The 24,316-nt window shown below is 72.9% G+C and carries 16 protein-coding genes; 11 read left to right on the forward strand and 5 right to left on the reverse strand.

Features of this window, described 5'->3' with window-relative positions; all coding sequences use genetic code 11:
• Positions 1 to 51 precede the first annotated feature (51 nt).
• From G443_RS25285 to G443_RS02905, 3 genes are all read left to right on the forward strand, one after another.
• Positions 52 to 1,944 carry an ATP-binding cassette domain-containing protein gene (locus tag G443_RS25285; protein ID WP_051313737.1) on the forward strand — a complete coding sequence of 631 codons (1,893 nt, stop codon included), beginning with the start codon at positions 52 to 54 and terminating at the stop codon, positions 1,942 to 1,944.
• The gene (locus G443_RS02900) at positions 1,941 to 3,725 is read left to right on the forward strand and encodes an ABC transporter ATP-binding protein (protein WP_035291657.1); all 1,785 of its coding nucleotides are present in this window, start codon (positions 1,941 to 1,943) and stop codon (positions 3,723 to 3,725) included. The genes G443_RS25285 and G443_RS02900 overlap by 4 nt, the downstream gene beginning before the upstream one ends.
• 397 nt (positions 3,726 to 4,122) lie before the next feature.
• Positions 4,123 to 5,949, forward strand: coding sequence for a condensation domain-containing protein (locus G443_RS02905; protein ID WP_026418139.1), 1,827 nt, complete (start codon positions 4,123 to 4,125; stop codon positions 5,947 to 5,949).
• A gap of 116 nt (positions 5,950 to 6,065) precedes the next feature.
• On the opposite strand, the gene G443_RS02910 is transcribed toward G443_RS02905, so the two are convergent.
• A complete protein-coding gene (locus tag G443_RS02910; RefSeq protein ID WP_051313775.1) occupies positions 6,066 to 7,340 on the reverse strand; it encodes a type III PLP-dependent enzyme domain-containing protein in 1,275 nt (424 codons plus the stop codon).
• Positions 7,341 to 7,528: 188 nt separating this feature from the next.
• Here G443_RS02910 and G443_RS02915 point away from each other — a divergent pair, with 188 nt between their 5' ends.
• The 6 genes from G443_RS02915 (at position 7,529) to G443_RS02940 (ending at position 13,420) form a co-directional block, all read left to right on the forward strand.
• On the forward strand, positions 7,529 to 8,428 hold the full coding sequence (locus G443_RS02915) for a nucleoside-diphosphate kinase (protein WP_162147289.1): 900 nt from the start codon (positions 7,529 to 7,531) through the stop codon (positions 8,426 to 8,428).
• Positions 8,429 to 8,901: 473 nt separating this feature from the next.
• The gene (locus G443_RS02920; protein WP_253860107.1) at positions 8,902 to 10,014 is read left to right on the forward strand and encodes a radical SAM protein; all 1,113 of its coding nucleotides are present in this window, start codon (positions 8,902 to 8,904) and stop codon (positions 10,012 to 10,014) included.
• Positions 10,015 to 10,088: 74 nt separating this feature from the next.
• Entirely contained in the window at positions 10,089 to 10,880 is a 792-nt protein-coding gene (locus G443_RS02925) for a hypothetical protein (RefSeq protein WP_026418136.1), read from the forward strand.
• Entirely contained in the window at positions 10,877 to 12,607 is a 1,731-nt protein-coding gene (locus G443_RS02930; RefSeq protein WP_051313735.1) for a carbamoyltransferase family protein, read from the forward strand. Before G443_RS02925 ends, G443_RS02930 begins: the two co-directional genes overlap by 4 nt.
• Positions 12,597 to 12,974 carry a hypothetical protein gene (locus tag G443_RS02935; RefSeq protein ID WP_026418135.1) on the forward strand — a complete coding sequence of 126 codons (378 nt, stop codon included), beginning with the start codon at positions 12,597 to 12,599 and terminating at the stop codon, positions 12,972 to 12,974. Before G443_RS02930 ends, G443_RS02935 begins: the two co-directional genes overlap by 11 nt.
• The gene (locus G443_RS02940; RefSeq protein WP_051313734.1) at positions 12,971 to 13,420 is read left to right on the forward strand and encodes an NUDIX domain-containing protein; all 450 of its coding nucleotides are present in this window, start codon (positions 12,971 to 12,973) and stop codon (positions 13,418 to 13,420) included. Before G443_RS02935 ends, G443_RS02940 begins: the two co-directional genes overlap by 4 nt.
• A gap of 3 nt (positions 13,421 to 13,423) precedes the next feature.
• On the opposite strand, the gene G443_RS02945 is transcribed toward G443_RS02940, so the two are convergent.
• Genes G443_RS02945 through G443_RS02955 form a run of 3 tightly spaced genes read right to left on the reverse strand, consistent with a single transcriptional unit; the run spans position 13,424 to position 19,716 of the window.
• On the reverse strand, positions 13,424 to 15,703 hold the full coding sequence (locus G443_RS02945; RefSeq protein ID WP_155886070.1) for an FkbM family methyltransferase: 2,280 nt from the start codon (positions 15,701 to 15,703) through the stop codon (positions 13,424 to 13,426).
• Between the two features lie 31 nt (positions 15,704 to 15,734).
• Positions 15,735 to 17,831, reverse strand: coding sequence for an HAD-IIIC family phosphatase (locus G443_RS02950; protein ID WP_026418134.1), 2,097 nt, complete (start codon positions 17,829 to 17,831; stop codon positions 15,735 to 15,737).
• Entirely contained in the window at positions 17,824 to 19,716 is a 1,893-nt protein-coding gene (locus tag G443_RS02955) for a hypothetical protein (protein WP_026418133.1), read from the reverse strand. Before G443_RS02955 ends, G443_RS02950 begins: the two co-directional genes overlap by 8 nt.
• Positions 19,717 to 20,081: 365 nt before the next feature.
• Here G443_RS02955 and G443_RS02960 point away from each other — a divergent pair, with 365 nt between their 5' ends.
• Positions 20,082 to 20,768 (forward strand): histidine phosphatase family protein, encoded by a 687-nt coding sequence (locus G443_RS02960; protein WP_162147287.1) that lies wholly within the window; start codon positions 20,082 to 20,084, stop codon positions 20,766 to 20,768.
• On the opposite strand, the gene G443_RS02965 is transcribed toward G443_RS02960, so the two are convergent.
• Positions 20,717 to 21,865, reverse strand: a complete 1,149-nt coding sequence (locus G443_RS02965; RefSeq protein WP_035291655.1) for a nucleotidyltransferase family protein — start codon at positions 21,863 to 21,865, stop codon at positions 20,717 to 20,719. The genes G443_RS02960 and G443_RS02965 overlap by 52 nt on opposite strands.
• 681 nt (positions 21,866 to 22,546) lie before the next feature.
• On the opposite strand from G443_RS02965, the gene G443_RS02970 reads away from it, so the two are divergent.
• The gene (locus G443_RS02970; RefSeq protein ID WP_051313728.1) at positions 22,547 to 24,001 is read left to right on the forward strand and encodes a class I adenylate-forming enzyme family protein; all 1,455 of its coding nucleotides are present in this window, start codon (positions 22,547 to 22,549) and stop codon (positions 23,999 to 24,001) included.
• Positions 24,002 to 24,316: the final 315 nt, after the last annotated feature.

A 24,316-nucleotide genomic window follows, 5' to 3' on the forward strand; every position in this document is an offset into this window, starting at 1 on the left:
GGTTCCACGAGGGGTTCGTGGACCCGGCGAACCCGACCAGGACCGGGATCGGTGACGTCCACCGTGGTGAAGGGTGCCCGGACCGCGACGGCGCGCTGGCGGATGTTGGCGGTCGAACGGTTCCGCCTCCTCGCGCTCCTCCACGGCGATCGTGGACCGCTGGCGGTCCTGTTGTCGTCGCACACGGCCGCCGCCCTCGCGCCCGCCGCGATCGCGCTGTGCGGCGGCTGGCTGGTCTCCCGGATCAGTGACGTCAGCGCCCTCGGCGCCCCACCGTCCACCCTGGCGCTGCCACTCACCGCCATCGCCGCGTTGCTGCTGGTGGAACAGGCCGCGCTGTCCGTCCGGGGTGACGTCGAGTTCCTGGTCGCGGGCCGGATCGACGGCCGGATCCGGGGCGAGGTGCGGCGGCTGGCCACCCGTCCGCTCGGAGTGGAGCACCTGGCGAGGACGGACGTCGCCGCCCTGGTGTCCCGGGCGTCGGACATCGGGCACGGGGCGCGGCGCAGCCCCGGCCGGGCGGCCACGGGCCAGCTCACCCTCACCTTCCGGCTGGTCGCCGCCCTCGCCAGCGCGGCCGTCGTCGCCCAGGTCTCACCACCCCTCGCCGCGGGCCTGCTGCTCGCGTCGCTGCTGATGCGCGCGACCATCCGACGCCAGTGGTTGCGGCTGGCCCACGCCGACACCGAGAGGCAACCCCACCTGGATCGCGTCCGCTACTGGGACCGCCTCGGCTCGCAGGGCGCCGCGGCCAAGGAGATCCGGCTGTTCGGGCTCTCCCGCTGGCTCACCTCGGTCCGAGTCGACGAGGAGCGCCGCTGGTCCGAACCCCTGCGCGCCCTGCGGCTGTCGATCCTCTCCCGCCAGCACTGGATCTACCTGCTCGGCTTCGGAGCCGGCGCCGCGGCCCTGCTGGTACCCGGGCTCACGGTGCTGGGCACGGACCTCCCGCACAGCGCCCTGTTCTCCTGCGTCGTCGCCGCGTTCGCGGTCCTGCAGATGGGGGCGATGGGGATCGAGGCGTTCGACATCGAGTACGGCCGGGCGGCGGTGGGAGCCCTCGACTCGCTGCGCGCCCGGTTCCCCACCGACCAGGAACACCCGGCGCCGACTCCCGACACGGCGGTCCCGAGCCCGCCCCGGATCCAGGTCCGCGACCTGACGTTCACCTACCCCGGAGGCGAGGAGAAGGTCTTCGACGGCCTCGACCTCGACATCCGCCCCGGTGAGGTCCTCGCCGTCGTCGGGCGCAACGGCGCCGGCAAGACCACCCTGATCACGATGCTCGGCGGGCTGATCGAGCCGGATGCGGGAGTGGTGTCCGTGGGGGGCACCCCCCTCCCCGCTCTGGACCCCACCCACTGGCGCCGGCGGATCGCCGTCGTGTTCCAGAGCGCCAACCGCTACCCGCTGACCCTCGCCGACAACATCGCCCTCGGCGCGCCCGAGCACCGCGACGACCGGGCCGGGATCACGCGGGTGGCCGCCGCGACCGGCGTGGACGCCATCGCGCGTGCGCTGCCCCTCGGCCTGGACACCCCGATGTCCCGGGACCTCACGGACGGCCGGGACCTGTCCGGCGGCCAGTGGCAGAAGGTCGCCCTCGCCAGGGCGATGTTCGCCGTCCACCACGGCCGGGACCTGCTCATGCTCGACGAACCGACCGCCCACCTCGACGTGCGCACCGAGATCGACTTCCACCGCCAGGTCAGGGACCTCGCGCGGGGGGTCAGCGTGCTGATCGTTTCGCACCGGATGTCCACGGTGCGGCACGCCGACCGCATCGTGCTGTTGCGGGACGGGCGGGTCGCCGAGGAGGGCAGCCACGACGAACTGCTGGCGCTCGGCGGCGAGTACCACGACTTCCACCGCCTCCAGACCGCACGGTTCGCCGAGAACTCCCCATCGACCGCCGGCAACGACGCGGAGGGGGTCGGCACATGACGACGCGGTGGGCCGTCTGGCGGCATCTCGTCACGCTCCACTGGCGGGCGCACCGCCGCGTCGTGCTCCTCATCGCCCTCCTCGCGCCGTTGGAGGCCGCCAGCTTCGCGCTGGTCTCGGTCGCCCAACGGCACCTGGCCGACTCGGCCACGAACGGGGTGCTCGCCGGGGTGCTCGCCGCGGCGCTGCTCGGCGGCCTGGGAAACCTGGTCATCAGCGGGGTGCTGCGCACCAAGGCGAACCTCCAGGCCGACGTCGTCGAGCGCGTCGACGCTCTCGTCAGCGCCGAGGTCCTGCGGACCGTGACGGCGGTGCCGACGATCGAACACCTCGAACGCACCGACTACCTCGATCGGCTCTCGCTGCTGCTCCGGGGGACCAGGTCACTGGCGTTCGCTCCCTGGCAACTCGTCACCTTCGCCACGGTGGCCGTCCAGGTGGGGCTGTCCTGCTGGTTGCTGTTCGGCGTCCACCCGGCGCTGGTCCTCCTGGTGCTGTTCGCCGTGCCGCCCGTCTGGGCGGTCCACCGCGCGCAGCGCCCGGTCCGGGCGGCCGCGGCCGCCACGGCGGAACTGCGCAGGCACGACGCCCGGCTGCACGGCATGGCGACCAGCCACCACAGCGCGCGGGAACTCCGGCTCGCGGGAGCCGTCGACGTCGTCGCCGCGAGTGCCGACCGAGCGTGGGACGCGGCGTTGGACACCGCGTACCGGGCCAGGTCGCGGGGTCTCGGGTGGAAACTCGGTGGCTGGGCGATCCACACCCTGGGGTACCTCGCCGCGTTGGGCCTCGTCGCCTGGCTGGTCGTGGGCGGCCACGCCACCCTCGGGGACCTCATCCTCTTCATCACCCTCGCTGGCCAGCTCCGGGCGCAGCTCGCCCAGGCCGCGGACCAGTTCGACGGTTTCGCCGAGTCGCTGCACTGCGGCGAGCAGTACCTGTGGCTGCGCCGGTACTCCGCCGAGCACGAAGCCACCGGGACCGTCGAGCTCCCGTCGTCCCCGTCGGGGGGAATCCGGCTGCGGGACGTCGGCTTCACCTATCCGGGCACCGAGGAGCCGGTGCTCTCCGGGGTGACGGTGGACATCCCGCAGGGGAGCACCGTCGCCGTCGTCGGGGACAACGGCGCCGGCAAGACGACCCTCGTCAAACTCCTCACCGGCATGTACCGGCCCACCACCGGGGCCATTTCCGTCGGCGGCGTCGACCTGGACGAGACCGCGCCGGCGCGCTGGCGGGACCGCGTCACGGCGGCCTTCCAGGACGGCGCCGAGTTCGCCCTCCCCGCGGGTCGGGCGATCGGGGTCGGCCGCGTCGAGCACCTCGACGACCGGGAGGCCGTCGAGCGGGCCGTCGACAGGGCGGGGGCGGGCGAGCTGGTCCTGGCCCTGCCGCGCGGGCTCGACACCCAGCTCGGCGCCGTGTACGACGGCCTCGAACTGTCCGGTGGGCAGTGGCAGCAGCTCGCCCTCGCCCGCGCGATGATGCGCCCGGACGCCGCGCTCACCTTCCTCGACGAACCGACGGCCGCCCTGGACCCGCGGATCGAGCACCAGCTGTACGAGCGGATGGCGCGGCACGTCGGCGTTGCCGGCGGGGCCGGCACCACCATCCTCATCACCCACCGGTTCTCCACGACGCGCATGGCCGACCACATCCTCGTCCTGGCCGGCGGCCGCGTCGTCGAGCAGGGACGACACCGGGATCTGATGGCTCGGGACGGCGTCTACGCCACGCTCTACCGCGCCCAGCTGGGCGCGTACGGAGTGACCCACGAGTAGGCGTGCCCCGGCCCGGCCCGGGCCTCGCCCCGGCCCCGCCCCGGCACCGGGCGCCGCGCACCAGCGGAACCGGTCGCGGGCGGGCGGCCGCCTCGACCCGTCGGCCCACCCGCACCCGGGCGGCGGATCGGACAGCCGCTTCGGGGGCGCCGGGGGCGCCTGCCGCGGTGCGCCCGCGATGGAGGGCGACCCGCCGCCGTACCGCTTGACATGCCGGGACGGGCGCCGCTACCAATGGGCTCGGGTCGCGGTGACCGACACGACGGACAGCACGGGGGCATCCGTGGAGAGTGCGACACCCGTTCCCGGTCAGCCCGTGCCAGCGACGGGTCCACGAAGGGCCGACCCGCGCGACGCGTTCCCCCTCACGTCCGGCCAGGCCTCGGCGTGGACGAACATGGAAGGCCTGGAACCCGTCCACCTCGCCCGGTCCCGGTGGTGGGCCGTCCCGACCGCGCTGACCGACGAGCTCGTCGAGACGACCGTCCGGTTCGTCCTGTCCCGGCACGAGGCACTGCGAACGCGCCTCGTCGGCGACACCGAGCGGGGGGTGCGGCAGGTGGTCGACCCGGTGGACGAGGACGTCGTGCGCGCACGGCCCGACCTCGTGCTCGGCGAGAGCGCCCCCCAGGGCTTCCAGTCCGGACTCGACCAGCTGGCCCACCAGCCCTTCGACCTCCACGAGGAGTGGCCGGTCCGGTGGTTCCTCGGCCGCCGGTCCTCCGGCGACCACGTGCTCGTCGCCGTGGTGCACCATTTCGTGGCCGGGTTCCAGGGGTGCGCCGTCCTCGACCACGAGATCCCCGTCGTCCTCGACAACCTGGCCAGCGGGCGGGCGCCCTCGGCGGGGCTACCCGAGGCGAGGGGGCCACGTCAGTGGTGGGCGGAGGAGGACAGCCCCCGGGGTCGGCGGCTCGACGCCAGGGCACGCGAACACGTGCGGCGGATACTGCGCGACCTGCCCAGCACGCCCTTCCCCGTGGCCGCCAACCTCCGAGGCGCCAGCGACCCGCGAGCGGCCCGCCGCGTCGGCGTCACCCTGACCTCGCCCGCCGTCGACGGCTGCCTCTCCTGGCTGTCCCAGGAGTGGGGCGTCCCCCACTCCGCCGTCCTCCTGGCGGCCGTCTCCCGCGCCCTCGCCCACGACCTGGTCGACGAGTCGGCGCTCGCCTGGCAGGTGTTCGGTGACCGCGCGGGACCGCTCACCGGGTCATCCTCCGTCTGCTACGAACCCGTGACGACGCTGCTGCCCGCCTCCGGGCTCGCACCGGACGGTGACCTGCTCGCGGCGTCCTCGGAGCTGTACCGGAGGCTCCTCGTGTCCCTGCGCGCGCGGGCGTTCGGCGACCGCATGATCGACGAGGAGGCCCACCACGTCTCGCGGACCCGGGGTGTCCGGGTGGAGACACCGTTCTGGTTCAACTTCGTGGACAGCCGTGGTCGCCGGGCCGTCGCACCCCAGGACCTCACCGATCCCGCCGACGAGCTCCGACGCGGCACCGGGTTCGACGAGTACGAGGGGGACCGCACCCCGGGAGACGACTTCCTGCTCTACGTGTGGCGCGAGCCCGGGCAGCTGCGCATCGGCGTCTACGCCCACGAACGGTACGCCGACGTCGCCGCCCTCCGCGCCGTGCTCGCCCGCTGCGCCGCGCTCCTGCACCGCGCCGCCGTCCCGTCCGCGACGGCGGCGAGCGGCGGACCGGACCGGCGGCGGACCGCCTCGCCCCGCTGGACCCGGCTGGACGGTGGTCGCTGGACCGCCCCGGACGTGGTGCGTGCCGTGCTGGCCTCGCTGGTGGGAGTCGAGTCCGTGGACGTCCGCCTCGTGGCGGGGGACCGAGGTACGCGCCTCCACGCCCACCTCACGACGTCCACCGCCCACTCCGTCGACGCGGTGCGCACGGCCGCCCTGGCCATGCTGGACGTGCCCGGGTTCGCCGTGCCCGACGAGATCACCCTCAGCCGGGGCCGAGCGGCGCCGAGGGAGGACGGCCCGGAGAGGGCACCCGCCCTGCGTGACCTGGTCGAGATCGTCGGTCGCCTGTGCGGACTGCCGGCGGTCGATCCGCGCCTGAGCTACCTGGCGGCGGGCGGCGCTGCCCGCCACCTCCCGTCGATCCTGCGCGGGCTCGGAGCACGAGGTTGGGACGGCTTGTCCTGGCAGGACCTCTGCTCGCACCGGTCGTTGGAGTCCCTCGCCATCGCCTTGCGGCGGAAATGAGCCCCGGCCGACGCTGGGGCACCATCCCCTGCCCGCCGCGCGCCGTGCCGCCACCGGCGAGGTACCGCACCGGCGGATCGGCCGCGGTAGCCCGCCGAGCGGCACCGCGGCGGAGGTCACGCCTCCCCCGCCTCCCCGTCCGCGACGGGCAGCGACTCGTGGATCAGCCTCGCCCGGGTCGCGGCGACCACCGCGCCCCCGTCGACGACGACCTCGGCGGGAACCGGCCGGCTGAGGAACGCCAGGAGGCTCGCCGAGAGCCCGTAGGCCCCGACGTTGGGGATGGACAGCAGGCCACCCACGCCCACCTCGGGAACGGCCACTCCGCGCCCGAGGACGTCGGCCGGGGTGCACAACGGCCCGACCAGCGAGGCGGTGGTGGTGGGCGCGCCGGCGGGTTCGGGGGTGATGCCCGCCCGGGCCAACCGACCGAGCCCCGACATGCCCCCGAGGTGGTTGATCCCAGCGTCCACCACCACGAACACCTGGCCCCTGCTGGTCTTGACGTCCCGCACCGTGACGGCCAGCAGACCGCTGTCACCGACCAGGTAACGGCCCGACTCGAAGGCGACCTCGACCCGGCCGGCGCGCCACCCCGGGAACCGCGCGTCGAGGTCCTCCTCCAGCGCCTGGCGGAGGGCCGGGTAGGTCGGACGCGCGCCCGGCCCGCCGTACGGTGCGGCGAACCCGCCACCGAGATCCACCACTCCCATCGGGAACCCGAGGTCATCGCGCAGCCGCGCGGCGAGGGCGATGCTGGACCGGAACGCCGCGATCAGGCTGGCCTCGTCCCTGGCGTTGCTCAGGGGGTAGAGGTGGACCCCGACGAGGCGGGCACCCGGCACGGCGAGGAACTCCCCGGGGGCGGCCCGGACCCGCGCCTCGTCCACGCCGAACTGCGATGCCGCTCCCGTCATCCGCAGGCCCGTCGTACCGGCGGCGGTTCCGTTGACGCGCAACAGGACGAACGCCTCGGTGCCGAGGGCCCGCGCGGCGCTTCCGAGGCGGTGCAGCTCGGCGGCCGACTCCGCGGAGAAGCGACGTACCCCGGCCGACAGCGCGTGGTGGATCTCGTCGTCGGTCTTGCCCGGGCCGGTGTACAGGCAGTCGGCAGGGGAGAACCCGCGGTCCAAGGCGGTGTCCAGCTCGCCACGGGAACTGGTCTCGGCGCGGCACCCGGCCTTGGCCAGGGCGGCGGCCAGGGCGGGATGCGGATTCGCTTTCAACGAGTAGTAGAGGACGGAGGGCTCCGGGAGCACCGACCGCAGATCAGCGTGGGCGCGGCGGACGGAGTCGAGGCGGTACACGTAGAGCGGACTGCCGTACCTCCGGACGAGGGAGTCGAGTTCGGCCGGGCCGGCCTGGTCAGGTGCGGCGGAACGTGCGCGCATGGATCCGAGCCCTCCTGCCGGGAACCGGCGGGCGGAGGCCCCGCCGACGAGGCCGTTGGCGGGTCCCAGCATGGCAGAATGCGTGATCATGTCGAGACTCGCTTCCGGGAGCCCCGGGGCGGGAAGGGACGCGGAATCCGATGTCGTCACCCACGGATTGGTCGGCACTGACCACACTGCCCGCGAAGGTGGCGGCCTATGCGGACGAGATCTACTTCCGTGAGACCTGGGACGAGTTGTCCGAGCTCGTCGACCGGGTTCCGGACCTCCTCAACGGCGCCGTGACCGTGCTCTTCAAGCCAGATGCGGTGGTCGGCCGCCGGATCGCGACGTGCCTCGACTTCCTCGCCGAACACGGGTTCCGCCCGGTCGCGGCGAGAACCCTCGACTTCACCAGGCACATGACCCGGGAGATCTGGCGTTTCCAGGGCAACGCGGCCACCCTGGACAGGTTCCGGGTGATCGACGCGTTGATGAGCGCCACCCCCTGCCTGCTCGTCGTGTTCCGCAACGGCGGTTCCTCCTCGAACCCCCCGGCGACCGTGCGGCTGCGCAACCTGAAGGGCAACGGCTACCGGGGCAAGAAGCAGCCCAACGGTCTGCGCCGCGTCGCGTCCAGCCCGCTCCCGATGTTGAGCCTGATCCACTCGCCCGACGAGCCGATCGACATGATCCGCGAGCTCGGGATCGTCCTCGACGTGGACGCCCGACGGGAGCTCCTCACCAGCGTCGCCGCGTCCTGGGACGGCGATGCCACGGAGGTGGTGCGGGCCCTGGCCGACGGGCTCCACGCCGCCCACCCCGCCGTCACCCTCGATCCGGACGCGGCCAGGGAGGCCGTGCTCGGTGCGCTGCGGGACAGCGCGGAGGACGACCTGACGCGGTCGGCCCAACTCGTCAAGGCCCTGGAGACCGGCGCCGACCCGGACCTGACCTGGCCCGAGCTGGTGGGTGCCCTGAACGATCTCCCGGTCCCGGTCCCGAGGTGGGATCTGATCATGGTGGCCTCGATGGTGTTGCGGATGAACCTCCCCGGCGTCGCTCCCCACATCCCTTCCGACGGGTCCTCCGAATGGGTCAGGCGGTGACACCCGAGGACGGACCAACGGCGACGGTGCCAGGTCGGTCGCGGCATCGGATCGCGACCGACCGCCGACCCCCGGCCGTTCCCTCCTGACCTGGTGGCACGGCGGCCCGCCCGGGCCCGCCGTCGTGGTGGTGGCCGCGCGCCCGTTCCGCCATTACGACCAGAGTGAATTCCCCCGCTTCGCGGAACGGAACGCGGTTCGATATCGCCCGAAATCAGGGTTTTGGTAGGAGTTTCCGGAGTGGGTTGCGCCAGGTGGCGCCGGTAAGCACGCGCCACCGTTCCACAAGGCGAAACGTACTGGTCCCGGTGCCTGTCCACCCGAAGTGCGCCCATTGGTGGAAGTCGAATAGGTAAAACCACTGACATGGGTTGTTCGGGTAGCTACTCGGTGTTAGCGTTGATCGCACGTGCTTGATCGTTCCGCGGCACTGGACCCAACACCCACACTCTAGGGGATTCCGCATGAAGGTGATGGATGGGCGTTCAGCGCCGGGACGGCGGAGCTGGAACCTGAGAATCGGCTTGACGTCTCGGTGCAATATTCGCTGCAAGTACTGCCTCCCCGCTGGGCCGCAGGGAGTCATCACCCAGGCGAATCTGCAGGAGCTCATCGAAGTGCAGCGGGCCGCCCACGAGGTCGGAATCCGGCGGGTGCATTACACGGGCGGTGAGCCCACCGTCCGGCGTGACTTCGTCGATATCCTCCGCTCCGCCAAGGAGATCGGGTTCACCCAGCAGATCGTGACGACCAACGGCTACCGGCTGCACCGGTTCATCGACGAGGCCGTCGACGCGGGGCTCACCCGGGTGATCGTCAGCCTCGACACGCTGGAGGAACAGCAGAACGCGTTCCTCACCCGGGCGCAGTTCTTCAACGACACGGTCAAGAGCATCGAGGAGTCCGTCCGGAAGTTGCCCACCCTCACCAAGATCAGTTGTGTCACGATGCGTTCCACCCTCAAGGAACTGCCGAAGTTCGTCGATTTCGCGCACGACCTGAACAATCAGGGTCACGAGGGAAAACTGGCCATCAAGCTGAACCAGTTCTTCCCCAGCAACCCGGCGCAGCTGTCCGACGAGGGTGAGGACTTCTGGCGGAACGAGTTCGTCGACGAGGAGCAGATCCTCGCGACGCTCAGGGACATCGGTGAACTGAAGCCGATCCCCAGATCATCCATCGAGGGTGACAACCCCAGCTACAACTACTACGAGATCGGCGACTCCGGTGTTCGCGTCGCGGTGCTGGCGATGTTCACCTGGGACTACCCGTGCGGCGGCTGCAAGAAACTGCGCATCAGCCCCCAGGGGCTCGCCACGATCTGCATCAGCCAGAAGAACCCCCCGGTGCTCTGGGGCATGAGCTACGAGGAGAAGCTGGCGACGATCCGCCAGCTCACCGACTACCGGGACGGTCCGCGGTTCGACGTGGACTTCCCCGACCGCCGGCACTACCGACCCCAGCTCGGTGAACTGCGGTTCGACAAGGTCGTGGGCCCCCAGAAACAGATCGTCCACTTCCGCGAGATCCTCACCAGGGACCAGCTCGAAGCCCAACGGGCGAGTGAGGCCGAGGCAGGCGATTGATGGACCGCGTCTGCTTTGGCACGAGCACCTTCGTGGCAGGGCGGCTGTCGCCCGGGAAGGACTCTGAGCCTGGGGTGACGGCTCTCGTCCGGGCCCTCTCCGACGGTCTGGACTGGGTGCACACCAATCCCGCGCTGGGCACCCAGTGGGCGGTCCGCACCGCGTGGGAACGCGCGGACCGCCCACCACTGAGGCACGCGGTCAAGGTCGAGAGCCCGATCACCCAGGGGCCGGCGCCGCGATCAGCCGCGCGCCGGAGCGTCGAGCGATCGCTCCACGCCCTGGAGGTGTCGCGGGTCCACGCCGCCGTCCTCGAGATCGACCTCAAGGGCACCGAGGACCTGGGGGCGCTGTCCGACCCGGCGCGGGTGCGCGCGTTCTACGCCCAGGCGTCGGAGGAGGTGCTGGCGACGGGCGACGTGGCGGAGGCCTTCGCCTACTGCCACTCGCCCCAGCACCTGGCGGCCGCGTTGGCGGTCGAGTCCGTGACGGGAGTGGCCGCGCAGTTCTCGCCGGCCGAAACCTGGCCACGGCGGTTCTTCCCCGAACTCAGGAGCCGCCGCCTGCCGTTCCTGGGCATGGCACCGCTGTGGCGCGGGCGGCTGACCGCGCGCGCCGGCCCAGGCGGTCCACCCGCGACGACTCCACTGGCCTGGGTGCTCAACCACACCGACGTCAGCAGGGCCGTGGTCACCGTGTCGTCCGTCGACCACTGGGAAGGGGTGCTCGCGGCGACCCGGGAACGCTATGACCCAGCCCGGGAACGGGGCCACTTCGAGGCCTGGGGGCTGGACTGGCCACCCGATCCCCTCACCGGCGGTGCCGCCGCGGCGGACGCCCCGGTAGAGGGAGGGGTGCGGCGGTGACCGCGGTCCTGGGCCTGAACTTCGGCACCCACGACTCGGCGGCCAGTCTCGTCGTCGACGGGCGGGTGCTCGCCGCGGCCGAGGAGGAGCGGTTCACCAGGGTCAAGCAGACCAAGGTCTTCCCCGAACGCGCGGTGGAGTTCTGCCTGGAAGCCGCGGGGCTGCGCCTGGCGGACCTCACCCGGGTCGCCTACTTCGTCGACCCCCGGCTCCAACTCCTGCTGCCCGTGACGAACGCGCGGCACACGTTCCCGCTCTCGCTGGGCAGCCTGCGGTCGGACCTGGCCAAGTTCGACAAGCGGCGCACCACCCTCCGCCAGGCGCGGCGCCGGGTGCGCCCGGTGCCGGTGACGCCGGTGCGCCACCACGTCGCCCACGCCGCGAGCGCCTTCCTGGTGTCCTCGTTCGAGGAGGCCACGGTCATCACCCTGGACGGTCGAGGGGAGTACGAGACCGCCTGCGTCTACGCGGCCGGCCGCCGTCTCGACCGCAGGCACGCCGTGACCTACCCCCATTCGATCGGCTACTTCTACAGCATGCTGACCCGTTTCCTCGGGTTCCGGCCGCAACGGGACGAGTACAAGGTGATGGGGCTGGCGGCGCACGGCGGCCCCGACCTGGTGCCGGCGATGCGCCGGCTCGTCAGCATGGACACCGCCACGGGACGTCTGCGGCTCGACCTGGACTACTTCGACCACCACCGCCGTCCCAGCCACCGCCGGGGACTGTTCGGCAGTCGGATGGTCGACGCGTTCGGGCCCCCGCGAACGGCTGACCAGGCCCTGACCGACCGTCACCGCGCCATCGCCCACGCCACCCAGCGGGTGCTCGAGGAGGTCGTGCTCGGCTACGCCACCCACGCCCGGCGGATCACCCGGAGCCGGAAGCTCTGCCTGGCCGGCGGCGTGGCGCTCAACGCGCTGGCGAACCAGCGGATCATCGAGTCGGACCTGTTCGACGAGGTGTTCATCCAACCCGCCGCCAACGACGCCGGCACCAGCCTCGGTGGCGCGCTCCACCTGTCCGACCGGGTTCGGCCGACCGGGGGAAACCACAGCACGCTGCTCGGCCCCCGGTTCTCCGACGACGACATCGGCCAGGCCCTGGCGCGCGCCCGGGCGGCCGGCGAGCTGCCCGAGACGCGCTTCGCGGTCGCCGCCGTCCCCGACAGGTACCGCGCCGCCGCGGAGCTGCTGCGCGACGACCACGTCCTCGGCTGGTTCCAGGACAGGATGGAGTTCGGGCCCCGGGCACTGGGCTCCCGATCGATCATCGCCTCCCCCGCCGAGGCCGGCATGACCGCGCGGATCAACGCGCTCATCAAGCAGCGGGAGGAGTTCCGCCCCCTCGCGCCCGTGGTACGCGCCGAGGACGCCGCCGACTACTTCGAACTGCACCCCGCGGGGACCCGCGTGTACCCCTACATGCTCGCCACCGCCCGAGTACGCCCCGGCCTGGCGAACCGCATCCCCTCGGCCGTGCACGTGGACGGGACGGCCCGGCTGCAGATCGCCGACGCCCGGGACTACCCGCACTTCCACCAGCTGCTCACCGAGTTCCACGGCCTGACCGGCACCCCCGTGCTCATCAACACCTCGTTCAACGGCCCGGACGAACCCATCGTCCGGACCCCCGGCGACGCCATCCGCAGCTTCGTCCGGCTGGGCCTCGACGCCCTGGTCATGGGCTCCTGGCTGGTGACGAGGAACGACCCCGGTGCGCGGTGACCGCGCGACGGCGGTGGTGGCGGTCATCGTCCCGCTCTCCACGAGCGACGGGACGCGGGAGCGCCTCAACGCCCGAGCCCGGGAGGTCGGGCTGCGGGAGGTCGAGGCGGTCGCGGTCCGACTGAACCGGGTGGCCATCGAGATCCTGCTCCGAGAGCAGCTCACCACGACCACGGCCCGGGAGTCCGTCATCCCCCGGTTGCTCGCCCGGCGGGTCCTCCTGGTGTGGCTGCGTCCCACGGCGGGCGCCGACCACCAGCGGGCGTGGGAGGTGTTGGCGGCCGAACCCGGCGCCGTGGCCGCCGCCCTGGTCCCCGACGAGGTCAGGACGTGGGTCACCCGTGCACTGGAAGGTGGAGGAACATGAGCTCGGAACGACAACGCGCCCTCGTGGACGTGCGCGTCCTCGCCCTCCGGGACGAGGACGTGCTGCTGATCCAACTCACCGGCGGCAGCTTCACCGGGCACTGGAACCTGCCCGGTGGACACGTGCTGCCGGGCGAGAACGTGGTCAGCGCGGCCGTCCGGGAGCTGCGGGAGGAGGTGGGGCTGCGGACCAGTCCGACCGACCTCGTCTTCAGCAGCGTCACCCACCACCGGCCACCGACCCGGTCGGAGAAGGTGACCTTCACCTTCCTCACCCGGCGGTTCGACGGGCAGGCGTACGCGGCCGAACCGGACAGGGCCGCCCTCGTGCGGTGGGTTCCCCGCGCCGACCCCCCGCAGCCGCTGATGCCGCAGGCGGAAGCGTCCCTGCGGCTCTTCCGCGACCAGGGACGTTTCGACACCACCGGCCTGGACGGCCCGGTCTGACGATCAGCGACCCGGCCCGCGCACGCCGAGGTACGCCCGCGCGACCACCCTCGCGAGCGCCGCGAAGAAGACGTCGTCGTCCCCGCCGTCGCCGTCCCGCCGCTCCTCGACGACCTCGCCGGGGCCGATCACCCGCGTCCCCGGGACGGCGGCCACCACCTCGGCCGCCAGCCCCGAGCGGGACCGCCGGGCCCCCTCCCGCTCGCCGTCCCAGCCCGTCGCGGTCGGCGACGGGCACAGCGCGACCACGCAGGGCGAACCGGTGCGGGACCGCAGCGCCGCCACGGCCCGCGCCAGCCCGGACACGCGTCGACGGGACGGACCGATCCCGTCGGGCGCCGCCAGACGCGGTGGGGGGCCGTCGACCCGGCGGTCCTGCCGGCGCGCGAAGACGGTGAGCAGCGGCGTGCCACGCAGCGGGTCCTCCTGCGGATCGACGAGGACGTCGAAACCACGACTCCGCAACGACGCGGCGACGACGGAGGCGTCCCCGTCGTGGACCTCCATGACCACCTGCCGGATGCGGCCCCAGTGCCGGTCCTCGATCCCGCCGAGGACCGGGACCTCGGAACCCTCCGTGTCGACCTTCAGCAGATCGACCCGATCGACACCCGTCTCGTCGAGCACGGCGGACAGGGACGTGGTGGGGACGTCGTGGACGCTGGACACCAAGCGGTCCCGCGACAGCCGGTCGACGATCGGACCGATGTCGACCGAGCTGGACCCCACCCGCGCGCGGACGGCGTTCTCGACGACCGTGCGGATGGTCCGCGCGTCGCGCCGCGCGTCCGCGTCGAAGCCGGAGAAGACCGTCGAGTTGCGGTAGAAGGTGAAGGGCAGGACCTGGTCCCTGTCGGAGATCCCGTGGTTGAAGACCCGGCTGCCGGGGCAGTGCCGCGCGCAGTTCTCCCGCAACGCGGCGAAGGCCGGCGCGGCGGGCTCGAACGCGTACACCCGGACGTCGGGACAGCACTGGTGCGCGAACAGGGTGAACATGCCGATGTTGGCGCCGACGTCGAAGACGGTGTCGCCCGGACGCAGGGTGACGCCGTGCCGGAGGTAGGCGTTGCGGACGAAGATCTCGTCGTAGAGGTACTCGGTCTCGTAGTCGTGCAGGTGCAGGATCTCGCCGACCCCGGGCAGGGAGAACCGCCTCCCGGGCGCCTCCTCCTCACCGGCCCTCCCGTCCCCCTCACCGCCCGGGCCGACGAGCAGGACACCGCTGTCACCGCGACGGGAGTCGAGGGGACCGCCGGGGGCGGTCAGCTCGGACACCGTCCCGGGCTCGGGGTGGACCACGACCCGCACCGCGACGCCGGCCGCCGCCAGCTCCGCTTCGAGTCGCGCGGCGAGCGGAGCGGCGGGGAACGTGGACGCCACGGCCAGCGTCGGCACCCGCGCCCGGTCGGGGTCCACGGTGGTGCCGCGCCGGGTGGCGAGTCCGGAGCGGAGCGGGCGCAGCCGGGCACCGGTGACCTCGATGACCCGCCGCCCGTCGGGGCCCAGCAGGACGGCGTCGCCGACGACCACGTCACCGCCGTCACCGCCGCCCCGCACCCGCGCGTACACCTGGTCGCCGTCCGCCGGCGCACCGTGGAACGACACCCGATCACAGCCGACCCACACGAAGGCCTGGCCGTCCAGGCCAGCCGACGCCACGACCTGGATCGCGGCGTCGAGGAACATCGGACCGGCCCACCAGGAAGGCACCTCGGCGGCGCCGTGGCAAGCACCGACCGCCGCGACCGCCTCGCCGCCCCGCCGCCACAGGTGCCTGACCAGCTGGAAGGCCGGCCCGTAGTCGTTGCCGGCCGCGCGGAGGCCCAAGTAGAACCCGTCGCCGGCCGTGCCACCCCCCATGCCCCGCAGGCAGCTCGGACGGCCGGCGACGTCGAGCGGACGCGTTGTCCCGCCTCGTGCCGCGCACCGGACAGTGGCGTGGGTCCAACGCCTCCCGCTCCCACTCGTCACCGACGCGGTGTGACCGCCGTCCTGGTCGGACGTCAGCGCGGTCCGGAGGCGCCGGGCACCGACCCGGGGGAGGGGGCACACCCGCTCGAAGCGGACGTCGACCAGCGCCGACGGCCGATCACCCGTCGCGGCGGCCACGGCGGCCGAGGCCATCTCGACGACGGCCGCGCCAGGCAGGACCACCGCCCCGCCCACCCGGTGGTCGGCGAGGAACGGGAACGCGTCGGCGGAGAGGTCGACCGTCCACGCGCCGCACTCGGCGGAAGCCTCGACGCGGCTCGGGTGCCCCAGCAGCGGCCCACCCGGCGTCATCGGGGCGACACCGCCCCCGCCGGGCACGGCGTCACTCGATCCATGGAACGCCTTCCTCGTCGGAGAGCACCGCACCGGCGGTGTCCGGTCGCCGGATCATCGAGAGCAGGTCGGCGACGGTCGGAGGATCGTCGAGCAGCGGGTCGACGGGGAGCTCGACGCCGAACTCGTCGTAGACCCGCGCCACGAGTTGCACGAACTCCAGCGACCCCCCACCCAGCGCGCGGAAGTTCCCGTCGATCCCGTCCGGTGGCAACTGGAGGATCTCCGTCCAGATCCGGACCACGGCGCGCTCGTCGTCCGGCACGGTGTCGGCGGGAACGGTGTCGGCCCACAGCTCGGCACCGAGGGCCTCGCGGATCCCGTCGGCCGTCGTCAACCCTGGTGGCATGTCCCCGGGGTCGTCCCAGAACCACGGGAGGCCCACCGGTGGTCTGGCCTCCGGTGCGGGCTTCGGTCCGGGCGGGGCGAGCGGGGCTCCGGTCGGCGGCGCACCGTCCGGGTCGAACCGGACGTGGGCGGCGGCCGACGCCCCGAGGACGTAGCCGGAGCAACCGGTGTCCGGGTGCGGAACGGCGACCTCGGACAGGAACCGCCGCGCCGGCAGGTTCCGGGGGGTGTCCGCGAAGCTGAGACGCACCTCGTCGAGGCCACGGGCGAGCGCCACCTCACCGAGGTGCGCGAGCATGCGGTGTTCGACCCCGCGCCCCAGCGCCCGGCAGCTGAGCAGGAAACCGGTGACCGAAAGGACCGTGCCCTCGGTCGAGAACAGCATCAGACCCACCGTGCCGTAGCCGCCGAACCGGTCACGGACGTCGACGACCCGACCGCCGGTCGGGCACGCGGTCAGCTCGGCCGCGCCCCACCGCCGCCCGCTGAGGGTGAACTGGGTGGTGCGGCGGGTCAACTCGAGCATGCGGGGGAGGTCAGCCGGCCCTGGCGGTCGGATCGTCACCTCGAGGCCCAGGCGGTCGAGGAAGTCGGCCAGGGACGTGGCCGAGCGGTCCCGCAGCTCCCGGCGCCGGTCGTCCTGCCGGTACCACTCGGTCCGGCGGCTCCCCTCGGCCGTGGGCCGACCGATGTCCAACGGCCAGCAGTGCCGCAGCGTCCGCAGCGCCCCCTCGGCCTCCGGTGGGAGGCCGACGGTGCGGACCTCCGGGTGGCGCGCGCGGACCTCGGCGCACTCCACCCGGCTGTCGTCGACGAACACGACCGTGTCCAGCCCCAGACCGAGGTCCGCCGCCAGCTCGGCGACCGTCACCGACTTCGGTGACCAGTCGGCTCGGACGCGCACGAAGTCGTCCCGCCGGAGCACCATCCCCGGGACGGTGGTGAACGCGCGTTCGACGTCGCGCCGGTCGTTCTTGCTGCACAGGCACAGCAAGCGGCCGGCCCGCCGTTGCTCGACCAGGAACCGGTGCACTTCCCGCCGAGCGGGTCCGACCTCCACACCGGACACGCCGTCCTCGCCCAGGACGCCGTCCCACAGCGTGCCGTCGCCATCCACGACCAGCACCTTCGGCTCCACCACGCGGCCGAGGTACCACCGCCGCACCAGCGTCGTCCCCAGGGCGGCGAAGAACTCCGGCGTGTAGGGGATGTGCCCCAACTCGTCGGTGAGACCGTCGTCCACCCGGGACACCCGGTACCGGTCGAGGACCTCGTCCCGCCCGACGTGGGTGACGTTCTCCGCTCGAGGACAGCGTCGTAACAGCACCTCCTCGGCCACGGTCAACGACCGCGACCGCGCCGGATCGGCCAGGGCCGGGGGCGACGGTGGGCAGCTGACGACGAGGAACGCGCTGTCCGGCGCGCGGCGGGCGGCCGCGTCGACCGCCGCGCCCAACTCCTCGGCGACAACCCCGGCCGCCTCGTCGTCGCCGGCGGGGAGGAAGTCCTCCCACCGGACCAGGACCGCCACCACCTCCGGGCACCTCCCGGAGCGCACCAGCTGGAGTTCCTGGAACACCTGGCCATAGGCACCCCACGCCAGCTCGACATCGACCCCGAGCCGCCGGCCCCAGAACTCCAGCGCCGTGCGCACCGGGGTGGCCGTGAACGACGAGACCACCAGCATCCGCAGCGCGTCGTCCCCGGCCGCGCCACCACCGGGCACCGGTTCAGCCATCGCCGGGCCTTCCCGACGCGGCCACCGTGAACCGCCAGGTGGGGCCCCAGTCGCTCCAACAACCCCAGTGGTTGCGCGACCGGACCCGCCAGTAGTAGGTGACGCCGCGGCGCAGGAAGCTGCGGGCCACCTTCCACCGGGATTCCGCCGCGAAGACCAGGCGGTCGAAGTTCGGCGAGACCGGCAGGAGGAAGTCCGGCCGAGTGCTGACCACGACGTGGTGGTCGGCGACCTCGTCCGGCACCGCGTTCACCCAGGTGAGCTCGGTCAACTCCGGCAGTGCCACGACGGCACCGTCCGGCGGCCAGCTCGCCTCGACCGGCGCGGCCGGCGGCGCCGACTCCGTGCTCTCGTTCCACCCGTGCGAGACGCGCAACCGCATCCCCCCGCGTTGCCCGCCCACCCCGTCCGTCCGGACCGCGACGTCGTTGCGGCCGACCGACAACGCCGGCAGCGCCGTCTGGCTCATCTGGAGATCCGACTCGAGCCGCACCGACTGGAGACCGACGGCGTCCGGCCGTTCCAACGTTCCGAAGGTGAAACGCACGTAGTAGGAGTAGATCGCCGGCGAGGTCAGCGGATCCAACACCGGGCTGACGTCCGCCGCGACGTCGAGGACACCTCGCCCCTCGCCCACCCAGACACGTTCCCAGGAGGCGCCGACGCAGACGTCCACCTCGCAGTACCCCTCGGTGCCCAGGACGAACCGGCCCAGCACCCTGCCACCGACGATCGGGTAGGGGCTCTCCACCTTCCACGTCACCGATGCGGGTTGACCGGCCAGGATGGCGCACAGCCCCTGGAACCGCGCGCCCGGGGACGACATCGCGGTGTTGACCTCCTGCACGATGCCGTCCCGGTACACCCGGTCGCGCAACGGGGGCGAGTACCGCAACAGGCCGTTGGCCAACCGGTAGGGCACCCCCGGGGCCCGACGCGGGTTCCTGCCGTACCGGTACCTGCCCTCGTGCCGCCAGCGGTAGACCAGTTCCTCACCCGGCCGCAGGCGCAGGTCCATCCGGTGCGTCCACTGCTCCACCGGGACCTGGTACGGGGGGAAGTGCTCCCGGTAGAGCAGGATGAACGCGCCCTTGCAGTCCCGCGCCGCGAAACCGTGGGCGTGGGTGCGCAGGACCAGCGCCGGATCCCGGTGGATGTCCTCGTAGGAGGCCACGGTCTCGTTGTCCCGGCGGAGGAAGAAGGTACGCGCCTCGGGATCGAAGTAGTGGTAGGAGCCGTCGTACTCGATCTCCGCGCCCCCGTGCTGGTCGTAGGGGCCCTCCAGGGGAGCCGCGGCGAGCAGCCGGGCTGGCAGCCCGGCCCGGCGGGCCATGATGACCAGGTTGGCCGCGGAGAGGATGCACCCGCTCGGGTAGTAGCAGTTCACGGCCTTGATCGGATCGGCGCGTTCCCGGAACGTGTTGGAACCCGGTGCCGCGTCGGGGTCGGGAACGACCTCGTCCACCCGCAGGTCGTTGTTGTGGGCTTGCACGTCGATCCGGCTGAAGAACCGGAACAGCGCGAAGGCCTTCTCGCGATCACTCATGCCGGGCCGCAGGATCGAGTCGAGGAGGTCCTCGGCGGTGTGCCACTGACGTCTGCCGTTGATGACCACGCGGGGGTTGACGACGTCGGTGCCCCCGATGTTCTCCAGCCGCAGGAACCGGTCGGGCTGGAACCTCGGCGCCTCCATCATGGTCTTCTCGTTGTTCGTCGTGACGTAGGCGGCGGAGTTGAAACCGTCGAGCGTCCCACCGAGGGTGATCTCGTACTCCGCGACGGGCGTCGTGACGGTCCGGACGGCGACCTGGTCGGCGGCCGGCTCCCCGCCGTGCTGGGAGGGGGCCACGACCGGACCGGCGTCGAGCTTCCCACCAGAGGTCATCCGTCCTCCGTCCGTTGCCTCGTCCACCCGTCCGAACCGGGCCGCCGGAAGCGCGCGGTCGCGCTGGGTGGTCAGGCGACCACAGGCTACGTTCGTCGAAGGCCACGCTCCCCGTCAAGACGCGGGCGAGATCCGCGAGGGGAGGGCCGCCCGTCCCCTGCTCCCTCCGGACCAGGCCACGCCGCCCCTCCCGGCCCCGCCGGCCCGGCGGGCCGCGCTTGCCCCGACCGGGCACTCGGCCGACCGGGCACCAGCCGAGGGGGCGATCGCGCCATATCGCCGAAGGACCGTCGGGCCCGGCCCTCGCCAACCGGGCACTGGTTGACGACCCGGTGCCGGACGGCGCCGGTGCTACCGTCGCGGTCGTGGACGACGACGCTCCCACGGAACTGTTGTTGATTCGCCACGCCCGCCCCCAGCGCGCGGCGGCCGACCAGGGCGTGACCGACCCCGCCCTCACCGAACTCGGGACCCGCCAGGCGGAGCTGATGGCCGAGGCGCTCGCGGAACACCCGATCTCGGTGATCTACTCCAGCCCGCTGCGGCGCGCCGTCGACACCGCCCGGCCGCTGGCCGACCGGCTCCGACTGCCCATCACCACCAGGGACGACCTCGCCGAATTCGACTTCGGACACGACGGTGCCCCGACCGCCGCCGGCGCCGTCGAACCCCGGTGGCGGGCGTGGGCTCGTCGCCTCGCCACCCAACGAGACGACCCGGACCTCGCCGCCTTCCGGCTCCGCGTGGCGGCGGCCATGACGGCGATCGCCAGGGAACACCCCTCGGCCTCCGTCGCCGTCGTCTGCCACACCGGCGTGATCAACGCCTACGTCGCCGCCGTCCGGGGCACCGAGGACACCTTCGTCCACCGGCTGGGGCACACCTCGGTCAGCCGCGTGCTCGTACCCCGGCTCGGAACACCCGTCGTCCGCACGGTGAACGAGGCGGACCACCTCCCTCCCCGGCGGGACCACGCCGGAGCGGGAACCGGCCCTCCCGATCAGGGCGCCGAGGACACCGGGGCGGCGGGAGCCGGGGCGAACAGCCCCTGACGGTCCCGGGCGTGGAGGCGTTCCCGCATCGTCCCCGTCCAGACCAGGCCGCGCCCACCCTTGGCCCGCGCGCTCGCCAACCAGCCCTCCGAGACGGCACCGGCCACCCCGAGTTCCTCGGCCATCGACGTGCCGAAGGTGCGGTCGGTGTGCACCAGGACCCAGCCCAGCAGGGCCCCCAGGTCGTAGCGGACCACCACCTCCGGAAGCCCCTCCAGGATGTCGGCGTGGTCGGCGCGCCACAGCCGCAGCAGGTCCGCGAACTTCAGGAGCCGGTCGTTCCCCCGCTCGACACTCGCCTCGAACCAGGACTCGCGGAACAGGTGCAGCGCGGTGAACAGGAACTGGAACCGGGGCGCCAGCGTGGGCAGTTCCACCTCACCCGCGAGGGCGCGGACCGGCACCAGGACGCCCAGGACATCGTCCATGTCCACCTGGTGGTCGCTGGCGGCCCACGTCAGGGAGTTCGCGAAGTCCACGGCGATGACGCCGCCGTCCTCGTCCACCCTGAGGTAGTGCGGCAGGTGGTCGGGGCTCAACCGGTAGGTCAGCTGGATGTCCCTGGGCAGCGGCGCGATCCGGTGTTCCCGCCAGTCGTAGAGACCGTTCACGTAGCCGGCCTCGGTCATGATCCGCGACACCACCTCCCGGTGCCTGGGGTGGATCATGAGGTCGACATCCGACATCCGCCGGCACCCGCGACCGCCGTACACGGTCGGTTCGAGAGCCGCGCCCTTGGTCACCGCCACCGGAACGCCCGCCTCCCCGAGCGCACGGCACACCGACCCGGCCACCCGTGCCAGGGTCGCGTTCCGGCGCCGGCTCGCCATCAGCGCGCCCACGAGTTCGGACCGCAGCGAGGGTTGGACGAGGTCCGCGACCTCCTCATCCCGCAACGAGTCCGCGAGGACCGGCAACAGGCGGTGGCGCATCGCCTGCTCCACGAGCTCGCCCCCGTGGACACCCCCGCGCAGCAGGCGGAGGAACATCGCGCGCCGATGCCCCTCCAAGGGGCCGGGGCACAGGAGTTCCAGCAACGCCCATTCCGGACCCAGGTCCAGCGTGGGAAACCACGGGGCACGCGCCATCGTCGTCATCTCCTCGGACGCCTGAACGGAATTCGCGGCACATCCGCCTCAGGACCGGTAGCGGGATGGTGGGGAACGCTCGCGATGAGTCGACCGGCGACCCTAAGTGATCTCGCGGTGACTGTCAATGAAGGATCCGCCGGAGGGTTGACCAGCGCACGTCGTCCCCAACCCGCCTGCCCCGCGAGTGGGGAAACCTGCGAGTAGGAGCGCTCGCCACTGGCCGAACGCACCACGAGGAACATTCCTCCTCCGACCGCGAGCCCACTGAGCGACCCACGGAGAACGCCCGAACCAAGGCGGGCGAGATCACGAATGGGGAACTCCGCACCGGCGAAGAACCGGACCCCCGCCCCGGATTCCCGACACCCCCACCACGGCAGGCGTCCCGTCCGACGGTGCCCTGAACCCCGAACGGACCGGGACAAGGCCACGGCGGGCACCATCCCCGCGCCCGCTCCGGCGTCGAGCGCGCTGTCCGCGCCACCCCCGCATCGCGAGCCGGTCCCGTCACCGCACAGTCGAACCTCCCTGGACACGGACGATCCGCCGAAGCCGCCGAACCGGTCGCCCCTCCCACCCGGCGGCGGGGAGGCTGCCGGCCGCGACCGCTCCGCCAGGGGAACAGCCACCCCCAAGAGACCCCACGACCGGGGCCGACCCCCTCGAAAAGCCGGTACCGTCCACCCGGTGACCGTGACTGGGCAGGACACCGGCCCGCTGCACACCCTCGTCGACACCGCGGCGGCGCGGCGGCCGACCGCCAGCGCCGTGCACGACGTGGACGGCACGTGGACCTACGCCGAGCTGGCGGCGGCCAGCCGCGAGTACGCGGACCACCTGGTCCGCTCGGGAGCACGCCCCGGGGACCGGGTCGCGATCAGGGCCAGCGCGCGGGCGTGGGTACTCGCCGCCCTCTACGCGTGCTCCCGAGCCGGCGTCGCCGCCGTGCTCCTCAACCCGGAGGCCCCACCCCAGCGACTCGAGCGGATCACCTCCGACGCGGAGCCGACACTGGTCCTGACCGAGCCTCCCCCCACCACCGGTGGCCCGCGCCGACCACCCACGCCGCCCCGCGCCCCGGACCCCGACACCGCCGCCATCCTGCTCTACACCTCCGGGAGCACGTCTGAACCGAAGGCCGTCGTCTGCCCCCACCGCGCGGTCATGTTCGCCGTGCGCGCGATCGGCAGCACCCTCGGGTACCGAGCGGACGACGTCATCCTGTGCCGGCTGCCGTTGTCCTTCGACTACGGCCTCTACCAGGCACTCCTGGCCGCCCGGGTGGGCGCGGCGGTGGTGCTGCGCGGGCCAGGCGACGACGCCGGCCTGCTCGCGACCATCCGCCGCCACGAGGTCACCGTCGTCCCGGTCGTGCCCCCGCTGGCCGCCGTGCTCACCCGGCTCGGCCGGCGCGCCCCCGCGCCCAGCGTTCGCCTGCTGACCAACACGGGCCAGGAGCTGACCCCGACGGGCATCGAGGACCTCCGGCGGACCTTCCCGACCGCCGCCGTGCGACTGATGTACGGCATCACCGAATGCAAACGGGTCACCATCGCCGAGGCCGACAGCGACCTGGTCCGGCCCGGTTCGCTCGGAACCCCGCTACCCGGGACGTCGGTGTCGATCCTGGACCCGGCTGGCCGGCCGGTGCCGGCCGGGACCGAGGGTGAGATCGTCGTCTCCGGGCCGCACGTCATGGCCGGCTACTGGCGTGACGAATCGCTGACCACGAGGACGTTCGGCCGGGACCCGCGCACGGGAGAACGCCTCCTGCGCACCGGCGACCACGGCCGTCTCGACAGCGACGGCCACCTGTACTTCCACGGCCGCCGGGACGACATCTTCAAGCAACGCGGCGTGCGCACCAGCGCCGCCGAGATCGAGGCGGCGGCGCGTCAGGTCCCCGAGGTCACCGACGCCGTGGTGGTGCCCCCGGCGGGCGGCCGGGACGCGGTCCTGTTCGCCGTGACGGAGCTGGGGAGCCACCAGGTCCTGCGGGAACTGCGGCGGTTCCTCGAAGCCGCCAAGGTACCCGCCACGTGCCGCACCCTCCCGGCGTTCCCGGTGGCCGGCACCGGCAAGACCGACCGCGCGGCCCTCCGCGCCCTGGCGGCCGAACGGGAGACCGCCTGCGACACCTGACCCCGCCGCCCCAGGCGAGCACCGTTCCCGAACGTCACGAGGACACCCTGGCGTCGTCTGGCTCGCACTCGGATCCGCCGCGTCGAGCGGGCCGAGGAGACCGGCCTCGCTTGGCCGAGATCGACGGGCGAGTCCGTGCGCGCGGCAGGGCTTCCCGGGAGGAGCGCGGAAGTACCAGCACGGGCTGCCGAACCGCCCGACGACGGCCGGCGGAGCGGCTGCTCGAGCACGCGGTCGACCGCCGAACAGGTGCCGCCACCGGACACCGCCTACCGCCGACGCCAAGCGGCCCCTGACCAGAACATGCTGGTCAGG

This window comes from Actinoalloteichus caeruleus DSM 43889, from assembly GCF_000429185.2.
Taxonomy (GTDB): domain Bacteria; phylum Actinomycetota; class Actinomycetes; order Mycobacteriales; family Pseudonocardiaceae; genus Actinoalloteichus_B; species Actinoalloteichus_B caeruleus.